We start from the raw sequence: 14,396 nt of genomic DNA, 5'->3' as shown, positions 1-14,396 counted from the left end.
ACGTGTCCGGAAGGGGCAGATGGTGACTGGGTCGGGGCGAGGTCTGCCGGACGAGCAGGGCTATGTCGAGTGGCTCACGGAGCAGGTCGCCGAGCGCGTCCGCCGGGAGGTGCGCGAGGACATGCCGCTGATCGAGTGCGGCCTGGACTCCGTGGCCCTGCTGGGCCTGTACGGCGAGGCGGAGGAGGCGTTCGGCCCGCTGCCGGACCACCCCCTGGAGGTCTGGCCGTACACCACGATCCGCAACCTCGCCCGCCGGCTGGCCGGCCGGGACCGCGCGCTGCGGTCCGACGGCCGGATCCGCACCGCGCTGGTCTTCACCGGCCAGGGCTGCCAGCATCCGCGGATGACGGAGGGGCTGCACCGGCACTGCACGGCCTACCGCCACCACCTCGCGGCGGCGGACGCGGCGCTGGCCCCGCACCTGGGGCGCTCCGTGGTGGAGTTGGTGCGCGGCGGCGATCCGCTGATCCACCAGACGGAGCTCGCCCAGCCCGCCCTGTTCGCCGTCGGGTACGCCCTGGCGATGACGCTGCTGGAGGAGGGCGTGGAGCCGGTCGCCGTACTGGGCCACGGCGTCGGGGAGTTCGCGGCGGCCACCGTGAGCGGCGCGCTGCCGCTGGCGGCGGCGGCCGAACTCGTGGCCTGCCGCGGGGCGTTCATGCAGCACCTGCCGGTCGGCGGCGGCATGATGGCGACCTGCGCCGACCCGTTCGAGGCCGCCGAGGCGGCGACGTCGGAGCCCGGGGTGTCGATCGGCGCGATCAACGCGGCGCGGGCGACCGTCCTGTCCGGCGACATCGCGGGCCTGGAACGGGCGCGCCGGCGGCTCGCGGATCTCGGTATCGCCAGCACGTTCCTGAAGGTGACGCACGCCTTCCACTCGCCGCTGATGGAGCCGGTGGCCCCGCGCCTGGAGGCACTGGCCCGCCGGATGCCCGTCACGGCGCCCACGATCCCCTACTACTCGACGGTGTACGGCCGGGAGTACGACGGCCCGCTGGACGCCGGGTACTGGTCCCGGCAGATCACCTCACCGGTCCGGTTCGCCGACGCGGCCCGCGCCCTGCTCGCCGAGCAACGCCCCAGCCACGTGGTGGAGATCGGCCCCCAGGCGGTCCTCACCCCGTTCCTCCGCCGCATGGGCGGCCCCCGCGGCCCCCGCTGCCTCACGGTCTGCCGGGACCCCCACACCAACGCCGTGGACCTGGCCGGCACCCTCTCAGCCCTGAACGCAGGCCCCCTGGCCAACGACGAAACAACACCGGACTAGAGAAAACCGGGGGCGTTCATCGTCGCAACTGGGGGCGCGGGGAACGGCGCGATTAGGGGCGCGGGGAACTGCGCAACCAGGGGCGCGGGGAACTGCGCGAATAGGGGCGCGGGGAACTGCGCAACCAGGGGCGCGGGGAACTGCGCGAATAGGGGCGCGGGGAACTGCGCGAATAGGGGCGCGGGGAACTGCGCGAAAACCCCCAACCGACCCGCACGAGAGAACCGGCCCCCGCCCCCAACCACCGACCCCCAAGGCCGCCGCCAAGGCTACGGCACCCACCCCGCCTCCTCCGCGATCCGAATCGCGTCCACCCGATTCCGCGCGTGCAACTTGTCGACGATCGCCGTCAGATAGTTCCGCACGGTCCCCGGCGTGAGAAACAACTGCTCAGCGATCTCCCCCGCGTCGGCCCCCCGCGCCGCCAGCCGCAGCACCTGCGTCTCGCGCGGCGACAGCGGATTGTCCGGCGCCTCCCACGCGCTGAGCGCGAGTTCGGGATCGACGACCCGTCCGCCCCCGGCGACGGTCCGCACCGCGTGGGCGAGCCGGTCGGGCGGTGAGTCCTTGAGCAGGAAGCCGGAGACCTGCGCCGACATCGCCCGTCGCAGGGTGCCGGGACGGCCGAGGCTGGTGAGGATCAGACTCCGGCACTCGGGCACCCTGACGCGCAGTTCGGCGGCCGCGGACAGCCCGTCGGTGCCGGGCAGGTCGATGTCGATGACGGCGACGTCGGGCCGTACCTCCAGGGCGGTCTTCACGATGAGGTCGCCCCGGTCCACCGAGGCGACGACCTGGAGGTCCGGTTCCAGTTCGAGCAGAGCCACCAGCGCGCCGCGGATCATGTGCACGTCCTCGGCAAGCAGGATCCTCACCGACAGCATTGTTGTTCCCCCTGTTCCCCCGAATGCCTGGCCGTTCCCGGATCTCACGCCAGGGACATGCTCGCCCCGCCGCCGTCCGTGGTGCCCGTGGTGTCGGCGGTGTCGGGCCTGACGGGCGCCTCGGCCACGAGCCGGAAGTGTCCCGCCTCCGTGGTGCCGGCGGTGAGCCGGCCGCCGATCTCGGTGAGCCGGGTGCGCAGGTTGCCGAGCCCGCTGCCGCTGCCGCGGCCCGCGGCGGGCTTCTCCTGGCGCACGACACCGTCGTTGACCAGCGTCAGACGCACCGTCTCCCCCTCCACGGCGGCCGTGATCCCGCACGACTGGACCTTGCTGTGCCTGAGGATATTCGTGACCCCCTCCCGGAGGGCAGTGGCCAGCACGGTGTCCACGAGCGGGTGCAGTCTGCCGCAGCCGATGTCCGTGTCGACCTGGACGTCCGCCGCGGCCATCACCTCGGCGACGGCGGCCGCCTCGGTCTCCAGCGACATCTCGCGGTAGCCGCTGGCCACCAGCCGTACGTCGGCGAGGGCCTGGCGGGACACGCCGAGCACGCCGGCGACCTCCTCGCGGGCCCGCTCGGGGTTGGCCGGGATGAGCCGGTGGATCAGCTCGCTCTTGAGCGTGATGGTGGAGAGGCTGTAGCCGAGCAGGTCGTGCAGGTCGCGGGCGAACCGCAGGCGTTCCTGGGTGACCGCCATCCGGGCCATCTCGGCGCGGGCGGCGTGCACTTCGCGGACCAGGTCGGTGAGCCGGGTGAGTCCGAAGATGACCAGGCCGGTCAGCGCGGTGGAGATCGTGAAGTAGCCGACCTCCAGGGCGTGCAGGCCCGAGGACTGCGACCAGCCGAGGATCGTCAGGGTGACGGCGCCGTAGCAGGGCCAGGCGAGACGTGGGGGAAGCAGCAGGAGAATCGATCCGCCCAGGGGTCCCGCCATGCTGCCCCAGGCGATGCCGACCCACACCATGGGCACGAACGTGAGGGACGCCTGCAGACAGAGCGCGAGTGCCCGGTGGAGGGGGGACCACCGCCGGGCACCCGACGAGGTGACCAGGAACTGCAGGGCGTAGAGCGCCAGGACGGCGGCGAGGCACAGGCCCAGCTGTACGTCTCCCGACACCGCGTTGCGGACGTTCAGCAGCGTGATGACGCCGAACCCCGAGATGACGGTGATGCTGATGCCTTGAGCCAGCCGCGGCGCCGGAACCTCGGTCCGGTTCCCCTGCCGTCTCGCCCCCGTGACAGGGCTCCGCATCGCACATTCCCCCTATCCGGACCCCCACCGGCCGGCGCGCGGTGGCGCGCCTCCGGGATGTCCGGAACACGTACGGACACCGCCCGCCCGTTTCGGACCCCCGGGTCTGGGACTCGGGAGGATCTGAGACTGAACTATAGGCCGTAGCGGCACGACAAGAGGGATATGTGATGCATGCAGCTGATCTATACGGGCAGCGGAACGGGGTTCAGTTCCTCGAACACGAGCGGGCGGCTGCGATGGCCGAGATGTACCGGTACGTCGTACAGCCGGCCGGGCGCGAACCGGGCGTAGAACGGGCGTAGTCCGGGCACCACCACCTTCACCACCGCGATCCCGACATCCGGCCGGGTCTGGTCGAGCACGAGCAGTTCCATGCCGTGCCGGGTCACCAGGGCGCGGATGTGCTCGATGTCCGCGAGCAGGTCGTCGTGGCGCCGGAAGTCCGGCCAGTCGCCGGGTACCCGGGCCGACTGCCCCGGATCCGGCACGAGTTGGGGCTGGGCGAGCAGGGTCCCGCCGGGCATCGGCTGGGGTGCGGGCAGCAGTTGGGCCGCCTCGGTCAGGGCCCGCCGCAGCGCGAGCCGTGGCTCGAAGTGCGCGCCGAAGCCGCACACGAGGTCGGGTTCCCGCTCGTCGGCGGGCCTGGACACGGCGGCCACGACGGGTACGCCGAGGTCGGTGGTGAGGTCGAGCGCCTCCACCGTACGGCCGGCCCGGCCGAAGGCGTCCCGCAGTCCGGAGAGCCACGGCTCGTCGAACGCGTCGAGGTCCAGGGCGGGCAGCCGCAGCCGGTTGTACCACCACACGGCGACCGCGTCCCGTTCGACGAGTTCGAGGAACCCCTGGACCACGGCGTCCTCCAGGCTGCTGCCCGCCGCGTTGCCGTTGGAGTCGGCCCACAGCCCGTCGGCGGTGCCGCCGGGCGAGGTGTCGAAGTACAGGGTGGAGGTGGGCAGCAGCCGGTGGGTGCCCGCGGTGAGGGACCAGACCGGCGTCCAGTCGGTGGGCGCGCCGGTGTCGAAGGGCCGGCCCACCTGGTGGAAGGACCCGTGCACGGCGTTCCAGCGGTCCCGTTCGGCGAACTGCCGCCGGTGGAACAGCTGGTAGGTGTTGGGGTGGACGGCCCGCTCGCCCAGGGCGGCGCAGCTGTCCCGGACGGTCAGCTCGTCGCCCTGCCGGGAGGCGCAGTACCGTTCCACCGCCTCGCCCAGCGCGCTGGCCCGCGCCTCCGCGGCCGTGGCGCCCTTGCCTCCGCTGCGCGCCCGCAGCACCCGCCGCACCCCGGCCGGCGCCTGGGCGCGCAGCGCGAGGTTGTGGCCGGAGTCGTAGGCGTGCAGCCCCTCGGGCATCCCGGGCAGCGGCCGGATGTCGGTCACCACGCCGGTGAGCTGCCCGACGAGATGGCGGTTGCGCTCCAGCATCTGCTCGGCGGACAGCGCGCGGTCGTTGCTGCCGCCGCCGGCCGCCTTGGGCCGGGAGACCGGCGTCACCGGTCGCCGGGTCCGCTCGGCCACCAGCCCCGGGTCGCCGCAGCCCGGGCACTGCGGGCGCCGCGTCACCTGGTGGTGGGTGCTGCGCAGGGTCAGGCTGTCCAGCGCGCACACCGCCCGCTGCTCCGGACACCGCAGCCCCGCCAGCCACTTGGCGGCCTCCAGGACCGCGCTGTGCAGCCCCAGAGCGCGGACGGCGGCCAGCGAGGGCGCGGGCCGCGGCACCGGTCCGTCCAGCCCGAGCACCCGCTGCACCTCCCGTTCCGCGCGCCGGTGCGCCCTCAGCCGGTGCGCCAGGCACTCCCAGCAGGGCCCGTCCCCGCCCGGCGCGAACACCGGGCCGGTCCAGGGCTCGGCGCCCAGCGGCCTGGCCAGCAGCCAGGGCCGCCCCCGGCCGCGCAGACGCGCGGCCAGGGAACGGAGCCGGGGGTGCAGATAGTCCTCGCACAGCACCAGCGCGAACGGCGCGTCGGCGTCGGCCGGCACGGTGCTCAGACCGGCCCCCCGGCAGGCCGCGTGCGCCTCCTCGGGGTCGACGTCACCCACGGTGTGCAGCGCCACCGGGGTACCGCACACCTGCTCCTGGGCCGCGGTGCCCTCGAGACCGGCGCGGTCCCAGTAGGCCTCCGCGGACCGGCCCTCGGCGCCCGCCTCCGCCGGGCAGCGGCCGTCGGGCCGGTAGCCGACCAGGTTGGCCCGGGCCAGCCGGCCCAGGAGCCGCCCGGCCTCGTCCACCGGCATGGCCGACGCGGCCTCCCGCAGCAGTTCGGGGAGCGTACGGCTGCCGTCCAGCAGGGAGACCAGGGTTCCCACCCCGGCCCCCCGGACGGCCGTGACGTCCTTGTCGGACAGGACGAACACGGCCTCACCACCGGCGGTTTCGGTCCGCACATGGCGCTTGAACGCCACGAACGGGCCGAGGGCGGATCTCTCCGCGGTCACTCACTCACCTGACCGCTCGGCAGCTCCGGGGACCAGCAGGTGCACCAGCGCGCCGTCGAGGCGTCGGAGGCGGCCGCGGTGAGGCTCTCCACGACGCGGCTCTCGCCGGCCGCGTCCTCCGCCTCGGCGGCCGTCAGACCGAACTCCCTGAGCACCGCTTCCCGGTCCGCGTCGAAGCGCCGGGCGAGTTCGGGCTCCAGACCGGTGCGCGCCGCCAGCTCCGCGAACCGTATGACTTCTTCTGTCACGTTCATGTGGGCCCCCTGTGATGAACGACGAATACGTGATGGCCGATGCGCAGATCGAACTTCCGTCGGCGTCTGCTTCGAGAGTCTGGGGCGGACGGCGCCCCGGCGGCAGTGCCACGTTCACAGGACGCCCATGACATTTTCATGAAGCAGCGCATGCCTGGCTCACTGGGCCGGCGGGGCCCCGGATGCGAATCTCGGTGTCAGGACTCCGTACCGGTCGCCGCGGGGATCACCAGGCGGCCGTGCCCGAGGGGGAGACACGCATGGAGATCAAGGTCCTGGGGTCGCTCGCCGCACACGAGCGCGGGGTCCCGGTGGTGCCCACCGCCGCCAAGCCCCGCCAGCTGCTGGCGCTGCTCGCCCTGCACGCCGATCGCGTGGTGACGGTGCCCACGCTGATGGAGGAGATCTGGGGCGAGAACGTGCCCCGCAGCGCGTCCACCACGCTGCAGACGTACATCCTCCAGCTCCGCCGGAAGATCGCCGCGGCCCTCGCGGACGAACCCGCGGTCGACGCCAAGGACGTCCTGGTCACCCGGCTCGGCGGCTACCTGCTGCGGGTCCAGCCCGGCCAGGTCGACGCCCACGAGTTCGAGCGGCTCGCCGAGCACGGCCGGGCCGCCTACGACGTCGCCGACTACCGCACGGCCTCCGACCTGCTGCGCCGCGCGCTCGGCCTGTGGCAGGGCCCGGCGCTGGTCGACGTACCGGCCGGCTCGGTGCTGGAGCTGGAGGTGCTGCGCCTCAACGAGGAACGCACCACCGCCCTGGAGCGGCGCATCGAGTCCGACCTGCGGCTCGGCCGCCACGCCGAGGTGGTCCCGGAGCTGCGCGTGCTGGCCGCCCGCCACCCGCTGCACGAGGGTTTCTGCGCCCAGCTGATGCGCGCCCTGCACCACACCGGCGGCAGCTGGCGGGCGCTGGAGGCCTACCAGCGGCTGCGCGGTTCGCTGGTGCGCGAGCTGGGCCTGGAGCCGTCGGCCGCGCTGCGCGGGCTGCACCAGGCGGTGCTGGCCGGCGACCCGGACCGCGTGCTGCACCCGGCCGTCGCCGACTGACCGCGCGGCCGGGGGTCGAGCCGTTCTCCAGGGGACGTGCCGGGGGCTTTGAGGACGTCTCCCTACGGTGGCGCAATGACGACCTTCGACGAACTGCTCGCCCTCGCCCCGGCACCCGATCTGGGCCGTTCCACCGACGAGTTGAAACGGCTGAAGGAGGAGCTGAGCCGGGGCCCCGACGCGGAGGCCACCCGCCGCCAGCACGCCAAGGGCAAGCTCACCGCCCCCGAGCGTCTGCGCCTGCTCTTCGACGAGGGCACCTTCAGCGAGATCGAACCGCTGCGCCGGCACCGCGCCGCCGGCTTCGGGCTGGAGGCCCGCAAGCCGCACGGCGACGGGGTGGCGATCGGCTGGGGCCTGGTGCACGGCCGCACGGTCTTCGCCTACGCCCACGACTTCCGGGTCTTCGGCGGCGCCCTGGGCGAGGCCCACGCCCAGAAGATCCACAAGGTGATGGACCTGGCCGAGGCGGCGGGCGCCCCCCTGGTGGGCCTGAGCGACGGCGCCGGCGCCCGCATCCAGGAGGGGGTCACGGCGCTCGCCGGCTACGGCGGCATCTTCCGCCGCAACACCCGCTCCTCGGGAGTGATCCCGCAGATCAGCGTGATCCTGGGCCCGTGCGCGGGCGGCGCCGCCTACTCGCCGGCCCTGACCGACTTCGTGTTCATGGTGCGCGGCACCGCCCAGATGTTCATCACGGGCCCGGACGTGGTGCAGGCCGTGACGGGCGAGAAGATCACCTTCGACGGGCTCGGCGGCGCCGACGTGCACGCGGGCATCTCGGGCGTGTCCGGCTTCGTCTACGACGACGAGGCCGAGTGCCTGGCCGACGTACGCCATCTGCTGTCCCTGCTGCCGCAGAACAACCGCGAGCTGCCTCCCGTCGAGCGGTCCGGTGACCCGGCCGACCGGCGCACCGACGCCCTCACCTCGCTGGTGCCGGCCGACCCCCAGCAGGCGTACGACATGCGCGCGGTGATCGAGGAGATCGTCGACGACGGCGACTTCTTCGAGGTGCACGAGGCGTGGGCACCCAACGTGGTGTGCGCGCTGGCCCGCCTGGACGGCCACGTCGTGGGCCTGGTCGCCAACCAGCCCGCCGCGCTGGCCGGCGTGCTGGACATCCACGGCTCGGAGAAGGCCGCCCGGTTCGTGCAGACCTGCGACGCCTTCAACATCCCGCTGGTCACCCTGGTCGACGTGCCCGGCTTCCTGCCCGGCGTGGACCAGGAGCACGGCGGGATCATCCGGCACGGCGCCAAGCTGCTGTACGCGTACTGCAACGCGACCGTGCCCCGGATCTCGCTGGTGGTCCGCAAGGCGTACGGCGGCGCCTACATCGTCATGGACTCCCGCTCGATCGGCGCGGACCTGTCCTTCGCCTGGCCGACGAACGAGATCGCCGTGATGGGCGCGGAGGGCGCCGCCAACGTGGTGTTCCGCCGGGAGATCGCCGCCTCCGACGACCCCGACGCCACCCGGGCGCGGCTCATCAAGGAGTACAAATCCGAGCTGATGCACCCCTATTACGCTGCCGAGCGCGGTCTCGTCGACGACGTCATCGACCCGGGCGAGACGCGCGCGGTGCTCGTCCGGTCCCTGGCGATGCTGCGCGCCAAGCGCGTCGCCCTGCCCGAGCGCAAGCACGGCAACCCGCCGATGTGAACGTCGGCCGCCCGGACACCGGTTCGGAAAGGGTGATTCCGCATGATCGCCGTTACCAGCCGTGGGTGGCCGCGTTGAACGGGAAGTGCGGCGGCGCGTCCTGCCGCCGCGCTCACCGAATCAAAGGAGAACGTGATGTCTCGCATCGCGAAGGCAGCCGTCGTCGCCCTCGGCACGGGTGCCGTGGCACTCGGCGGCGCCGGCCTGGCCATGGCCGACGCGGGCGCCCAGGGTGCAGCCATCGGCTCGCCCGGCGTCCTGTCGGGCAATGTCGTGCAGGTCCCGATCCACATCCCGGTCAACGTGTGCGGGAACACCGTCAACGTGATCGGTCTGCTCAACCCGGCGTTCGGCAACCACTGCAGCAACGACGGCGGCCACGCCAAGCAGACCGACGACGGCAAGCACGGCGGCAAGCACGGCGGCAGGCACGGCGGCAAGCGCCACGGCGCCCACGGCAACGGCGGCTACGGCAACTGACGTCCCCACGGACGACCGGCGCGCGCACCACGCGCCCACGGAGCCCCGGCACCTCGAGCGCCGGGGCTCCTCCCTGTTCCGGGCCGCCTCACGCGTACCGGTAGATCCCGCTGACGTCCTCCAGCTGGTCCGGCGTCACGTCCCACGGCGGCAGCTTCTCGTGCCGCGCGACGATCCGCTCGTACTGGTCGCTGCGCGGGCCGGGCGGCTGCGCGGGCAGATAGCGGGCGCCGCGGTGGCGCTGCTGCCAGCGTGACCACTGGAGGTCCACGAAGGCGTGGTGCAGCCAGAACACCGGGTCGTTGACGGACGCGCCGCCGACCATGACCCCGCCGACCCAGCGGTGCACGCGGTTGTGGTTGCGCCAGGAGACACTGCCCCGCCCGGTCCCCCACCCCTCCAGTCCGTTGCGGAAGCCCTTGGCGGAGGTGGAGTCCCAGGGCGCGGCGTCGTAGAGGGGTTCACGCAGCGCCGACTCCAGTTCGCCCGCGGTCGGCAGCGCGATCGGGTCGCGGGCGCGTCCGAGGTCCCGGGTGAGGTACTTCTCGTCGGTGATGCCCACCTTGAGCGTCCAGTCGCCCTCCGCGTAGGCGAACGGTCCCGTGGTCACCCGGTGGTCCGAGCGCCGTCCGTTGCCGCCCAGGAGGTCCGCGGTCCAGGGCACGGAGGCCGCCGTGCGGTTTCTGGTCCAGTCCCAGTACGGCACGCTCACCGACGCGTCGACCCGGCGCAGCGCCCGCTCCAGGTCGAGCAGGAACCGGCGGTGCCAGGGCAGGAACGAGGGCGCCATGTGGGCCGTGCGCAGTCCGTCCTCGCCGTCGGAGACGAAGTAGGCGATGTGCGTGCGCACGAACTCGTCGTACTCGCCCCGCCGTTTGACCTCCAGCAGCGCCCCTACGAAGCGCCGCCGCTCGGCGCGCGTCAGCGTGCTCACGTCCTTACGGATGTACGCCATGGTGTCCCCCCGTGTGCTGGTGTCCCCCGCCGCTCATGTCGTCCGCCGCCGTGCCCCCGGTGGCGCGCAGCCGCTGTCCCGGCACCAGTTCGCCGACCGCCGCGCGGGTCGCCTCCAGGGCCGTCGGGTACGACCGGTAGTGGTCGACCATGCTGAGCCAGGTGCCGTCGGCGCGGCGCATCAGGTGCAGGGGCCGGCCGTCGACCGTGACGTGCCAGCGGCCGCCGGCCCCGTCCGCCCCGGTCCGCAGGCCCTGGATGCGCCGGCCGAGGAAGGTCTCGTCGAACGCGAGGTCCGCGGGCGCCCGGAGCGTCCGCGGGGCCCGGGAGGCGGCCAGGGCCACGGCGGCCGCGGGCGCGAGCAGCCCCCGCAGCGCGTCCCTGCGGGTGGCGTGCGGCGGCCCGGCTCTCCCCCGGTCCCCGTCCCGCCGTCCGGTGTCCGCCGGTACCGCGACTCCGCCACCCACGCTGACGCTGACGCTCATCGTTCGCTCCTCGTCCGGTTCGGTTGTCCGTAGCGGTAACCGCCCGGCGCCCCGCCGGGTCACCGTCCGGCACCGTCCGATCCGGCCCACACCCGGTGGCCGTCCCCCGGCGCGGCCCGGCGAGGCCGGCGTGTCCTACAGGCCGGGGCCCATCCCCAGGTCCGCGCCGGGCACGGTCTGCAGCGCCGGGGCGAGCACGCCCGCCTGCGGCGACTTGAGCGCGGGCAGGCCGAAGTGGTCGGGGTCGGGCGCGGTGAGCGGGGCGTCCAGGGTCAGGCCGGGCGACAGGGTGCGCAGGTCGGCGGCGGGCACCCCGACGGCGACGTGGTCGAAGTCGTCCCCGAGGACGTGCGGCAGCGGGGCGCGCAGGCCCGCGCCGGGCAGCCCGCCGGTGAGCGGCAGTTGCGGGATCACCGGCTCGGGAAGGAGCCGGCCTTCGACGTACCGGGGACCGTCGGGCCGCCCCGGCATCGGCAGCGGCAGTTCCCCGCCGAGCTTGGGCAGCTCGGTGTTGAGGGACTTCTCGACGCCGTCCAGGGGCACGGGGACGGGGACCGCGCCGAGCGCGGCGGCGGGGGCCGCGCCGGCACCCACGGCGGCTGCGGCGGCCGCGACACCCGTGATGACGGCGGCGAGGGTTCCTCGGGTGGTCGGCTTCATGTCAGCTGCGGTCCCTTTCAGGATTCGGGGGCTCAACGTCCGTACCGCGTAACGATCCCGAGGCGGCGACCAGCGCAGGGTTCCTCCGAGTGCCGCAGTGGTACGACCGAGCGAATGATCAGCTCGTCCAGAAATCCCACCACCGGGTCAGCACCAGCATGCCCACGATCCCGATGTGCAGGACCGGCACGACCCAGGTGAACTCGGTGAGGAACGCCCGCAGTCCGTCCGGTGCGGGCAGGAACCGGTGCCGTACGACGAAGGACGTCACGTACCAGAACAGGAGGATGGTGGCGACCCAAGCGAGACAGCACCACAGGCACAGGGCGTTGATCCGGTACAGCGACTGGAACTGCAGCCAGGACACGAATCCGACCCCGAACAGGCACCCGGCGTCCAGGAGCAGCCAGTACCAGCCGGGGAAGCGGGCTTTGGCCAGCAGGCTCACACCGACGCAGACCACCATGGCGTAGGCGACCAGACCCAGCATCGGGTTGGGGAAACCGAACACCGAGGCCTGGCCGCTCTTCATCACGCTGCCGCAGGACACCACCGGGTTCAGGCTGCAGCCGGGCGTGAAGCCGGGGTCCTCGAGCAGCTTGAACTTGTCGATCGTGATGACCCAGGAGGCCAGCAGCCCGGCCGCCCCGGTGATCACCACCAGCAGCGCGAAGGCGGTGCCGCCGCCCTCGGCCCGCGCCCGCCGCCCCGCGGGGGCGTCCATCAGCCGCGCAGGCGGCGGGCGGGCAGGACGATGTGCGCTGCCGCGTTCAGCGTCTCGTCGGCGCCGGCGAAGGCGGCCAGCGCCTCCGGTGCGACGGGCCGGCCGGGCTGCGCCTCGGGCCAGGGACGGGTGGTGAACACGAAGTAGGCGAAACCGCGTTCGGCGACGGCCTCCAGCCACTCCGGCGGCGGGGTGCAGGTGGCGTTGAAGCCCGGCATGGTCAGGACGGCCTGGCCGGACTCGACCAGCAGGCTGACCGGCAGGCCCGGCCTGCCGTTGCCGTCGACGAGGTCGCCGCCGACGGGCAGGTCGTTGGCCTCCAGCAGCGCTTCGAGGGCGGCCGACGCGGCCTCCGGGCCGTCCGCGGCGTCCCCGAGGGAGTAGGCGAGGAGGTAGGGCATGTCACCGTCGGGGCCTTCGCCGCTCCAGGCCATCACGACGAGCGTGCCCAGGTCGCCGGGGCGGGCGGGGCGGGTTTCGTTGGGGGTTGAGGTCACCGCGCGACCCTATCGACGCGCCGGAATACGGCCGGACGGGTCTCACCCGACCGGGCGATCGGGCGGGCCGTGTCCACACGAACGAGGGACACCTTCGAACAGCGCGGAGGGCCGGTTCCGTACGACCCGGAACCGGCCCTTTTTGGCGAACGGCGCCCGGAGCGCGCGTCGTTGGCCGTCGACGTCAGTGCCGGAGGGGCAGCCCGCCGAGGAGGCCGCCGGTGTTGTTCAGCGCGGCGGTCGCGCCCTTCACGGTGTGGAGCACCGAGTCCTTGTTCTCGGTGTTGAGCGCGTCCGACTGGTGCTGGAGCGGCATCAGGTCGTTCGCGTTCAGGGGGCTCGCGGTGAGGGTGTTGACGGCGCCGTTGAGGCTGGAGGGCGTCAGGTCGGCGGTGCTCTGGGCGAACGCGGGCGCGGCGGCGCCGGCGAGGACCAGGGAACCGGCAACGACAGCGGCAGCCTTCAGGGACTTCATCGTGTTCCTTTCTGCGGCAACCCAGGTCGCCGACGGCAGTTCTGACGCCGTGTCCAACGATCCTCGGCCGCAGCGGAAACCCTGTACGGCGAGGGTTTCCGCAGGCCACCCGAACGAACGGAGTGTGGTACGGGCGGGCGCGCGGAAGCCGTCGTGCCGGCCACAGCAGGGGGGAGGCCGGCACGACGGCTCGCGCACGCGGGTGGACACCGCTCGCTACGTGGGCGGCGCGACTCCCACCGCGGCCTCCGGCACGTCGGGCGCGTCGGGCACGGTCGGCGCGTCGGGCACGGTCGGCAGCGCCGGCAGTCCGGACATGCCCTCCAGGCTCGGCTCCGGCAGGCCGCTGCCCAGCAGGGTCGCGGTGAGCAGGTTGACGAGGTCCGTCTCCAGGCCGGTGACCGCGGGGCCCACCTGGCTGACGTCACCGGAGGTGGCTGCCTTGAGCAGGGAGTCGACGGCCGTCTGGACCGCGGTGAGGGCGTCGCCGGTGAGGTCGGCCGCGCGGACCGCGGCGGCCCTGGTCCCACCGGCCGCCTCGATGCCGGCGGCGGCCCTGGCCGCGGGGAGCGTCGTGGCGGGGAGCGTCGTGGCCGGCAGGGTCGTGGCCGGGGTGGTCGCCGAGGCGGCCGGAGCGGCGGCGATGATCTTGGAGACGGCCGTCTGCACGGCCTCGGCGAGCGGCTTCGCCTCCACGGGCGAGAGCTGACCGCTGTCCGCCTTGAGCACGGCGTCCAGCAGTTCGGTGACCGGGGTCAGCACGTCGCCGAGCTCGCCCAGGGACTTGACCTGGGCGACGAGTTCGTCCGCGCCGGGGACGGGCGCGTGGGACGCCGCATGGGTGCGCTCCCGGTCCGAGTGGTTCTCGGCCGCCAGGGCGGCGGGCGCGGCGATCGCGAGCAGAAGCGTGGCGCAGAGTGCGGTGGACGCGATACGCCGTGCGGGCAGAGCACGCATGGGTGTTCCTTTCGATGTGCGTCGGATCCTGAGCCCACCGTGGAAGCGCCCACCGCGCTCTGCAACCGATCGAACACACCGGGTCTCCCGATCGACCCCGGATCGAGGCCGTCGCCCCAGGTCAGCGGCTCGCCACGCCCGGCAGCCCACCCCGGTGCCCACCTCCCCCGTTCGAGGGACGGCGGGTGGCCCGGAAGGCGCACCCCCGCAACCCGGGAGGGGGTAGCCGGACGGCGCCACTCCCGGACGCAAGCGAACCGGCCGCCCACCCGTGGGGTTCCGGGGAGAGGCCTCATTGCGGAAAGGGCTGTCTTTCCGTAGAACACCGCCATGACCAGACGGATC

Annotated in this window: 15 protein-coding genes; 4 read left to right on the top strand and 11 right to left on the bottom strand. The window is 73.5% G+C overall.

Features of this window, described 5'->3' with window-relative positions; translation table 11 throughout:
- Positions 1–19: 19 nt before the first annotated feature.
- Positions 20–1,273 carry an acyltransferase domain-containing protein gene (locus ABZT03_RS33110; RefSeq protein WP_356046281.1) on the top strand — a complete coding sequence of 418 codons (1,254 nt, stop codon included), beginning with the start codon at positions 20–22 and terminating at the stop codon, positions 1,271–1,273.
- 269 nt (positions 1,274–1,542) lie between these two features.
- Here the strand turns inward: ABZT03_RS33110 and ABZT03_RS33105 are convergent, their stop codons facing one another.
- The 4 genes from ABZT03_RS33105 to ABZT03_RS33090 form a co-directional block, all read right to left on the bottom strand.
- Positions 1,543–2,157 (bottom strand): response regulator transcription factor, encoded by a 615-nt coding sequence (locus ABZT03_RS33105; RefSeq protein WP_356046279.1) that lies wholly within the window; start codon positions 2,155–2,157, stop codon positions 1,543–1,545.
- A 44-nt stretch (positions 2,158–2,201) separates the two neighbouring features.
- Positions 2,202–3,410 (bottom strand): histidine kinase, encoded by a 1,209-nt coding sequence (locus tag ABZT03_RS33100; RefSeq protein ID WP_356046277.1) that lies wholly within the window; start codon positions 3,408–3,410, stop codon positions 2,202–2,204.
- 185 nt (positions 3,411–3,595) lie between these two features.
- Positions 3,596–5,845 (bottom strand): TOMM precursor leader peptide-binding protein, encoded by a 2,250-nt coding sequence (locus ABZT03_RS33095; protein ID WP_356046275.1) that lies wholly within the window; start codon positions 5,843–5,845, stop codon positions 3,596–3,598.
- Positions 5,842–6,099 (bottom strand): hypothetical protein, encoded by a 258-nt coding sequence (locus tag ABZT03_RS33090; RefSeq protein WP_356046273.1) that lies wholly within the window; start codon positions 6,097–6,099, stop codon positions 5,842–5,844. The genes ABZT03_RS33095 and ABZT03_RS33090 overlap by 4 nt, the downstream gene beginning before the upstream one ends.
- A 260-nt stretch (positions 6,100–6,359) precedes the next feature.
- On the opposite strand from ABZT03_RS33090, the gene ABZT03_RS33085 reads away from it, so the two are divergent.
- From ABZT03_RS33085 to ABZT03_RS33075, 3 genes are all read left to right on the top strand, one after another.
- The gene (locus tag ABZT03_RS33085; RefSeq protein ID WP_356046271.1) at positions 6,360–7,154 is read left to right on the top strand and encodes an AfsR/SARP family transcriptional regulator; all 795 of its coding nucleotides are present in this window, start codon (positions 6,360–6,362) and stop codon (positions 7,152–7,154) included.
- Between the two features lie 75 nt (positions 7,155–7,229).
- Positions 7,230–8,819, top strand: a complete 1,590-nt coding sequence (locus ABZT03_RS33080) for an acyl-CoA carboxylase subunit beta (protein ID WP_356046269.1) — start codon at positions 7,230–7,232, stop codon at positions 8,817–8,819.
- A gap of 135 nt (positions 8,820–8,954) precedes the next feature.
- Entirely contained in the window at positions 8,955–9,299 is a 345-nt protein-coding gene (locus ABZT03_RS33075; protein WP_356046267.1) for a chaplin, read from the top strand.
- Between the two features lie 88 nt (positions 9,300–9,387).
- Here ABZT03_RS33075 and ABZT03_RS33070 read toward each other — a convergent pair whose 3' ends face one another.
- From ABZT03_RS33070 to ABZT03_RS33040, 7 genes are all read right to left on the bottom strand, one after another.
- Positions 9,388–10,254 (bottom strand): tyrosinase family protein, encoded by an 867-nt coding sequence (locus ABZT03_RS33070; RefSeq protein WP_356046265.1) that lies wholly within the window; start codon positions 10,252–10,254, stop codon positions 9,388–9,390.
- On the bottom strand, positions 10,238–10,738 hold the full coding sequence (locus tag ABZT03_RS33065) for a tyrosinase family oxidase copper chaperone (protein WP_356046264.1): 501 nt from the start codon (positions 10,736–10,738) through the stop codon (positions 10,238–10,240). The genes ABZT03_RS33070 and ABZT03_RS33065 overlap by 17 nt, the downstream gene beginning before the upstream one ends.
- A gap of 135 nt (positions 10,739–10,873) precedes the next feature.
- The gene (locus ABZT03_RS33060; RefSeq protein ID WP_356046262.1) at positions 10,874–11,398 is read right to left on the bottom strand and encodes a hypothetical protein; all 525 of its coding nucleotides are present in this window, start codon (positions 11,396–11,398) and stop codon (positions 10,874–10,876) included.
- A 118-nt stretch (positions 11,399–11,516) separates the two neighbouring features.
- Positions 11,517–12,122: a vitamin K epoxide reductase family protein gene (locus ABZT03_RS33055; RefSeq protein WP_356046261.1), complete on the bottom strand. Its 606-nt coding sequence runs from the start codon at positions 12,120–12,122 to the stop codon at positions 11,517–11,519.
- On the bottom strand, positions 12,122–12,619 hold the full coding sequence (locus tag ABZT03_RS33050; protein ID WP_356046259.1) for a DUF5949 family protein: 498 nt from the start codon (positions 12,617–12,619) through the stop codon (positions 12,122–12,124). The genes ABZT03_RS33055 and ABZT03_RS33050 overlap by 1 nt, the downstream gene beginning before the upstream one ends.
- A 184-nt stretch (positions 12,620–12,803) precedes the next feature.
- A complete protein-coding gene (locus ABZT03_RS33045; protein WP_356046258.1) occupies positions 12,804–13,094 on the bottom strand; it encodes a hypothetical protein in 291 nt (96 codons plus the stop codon).
- Positions 13,095–13,310: 216 nt separating this feature from the next.
- Entirely contained in the window at positions 13,311–14,051 is a 741-nt protein-coding gene (locus ABZT03_RS33040) for a hypothetical protein (protein ID WP_356046256.1), read from the bottom strand.
- Positions 14,052–14,396 lie beyond the last annotated feature (345 nt).

Source organism: Streptomyces sp. NPDC005574, from assembly GCF_040605435.1.
Taxonomy (GTDB): Bacteria; Actinomycetota; Actinomycetes; order Streptomycetales; family Streptomycetaceae; genus Streptomyces.
Note: the sequence above shows the minus strand (reverse complement) of the source record. Positions and strands in the feature narration are given on the sequence as shown.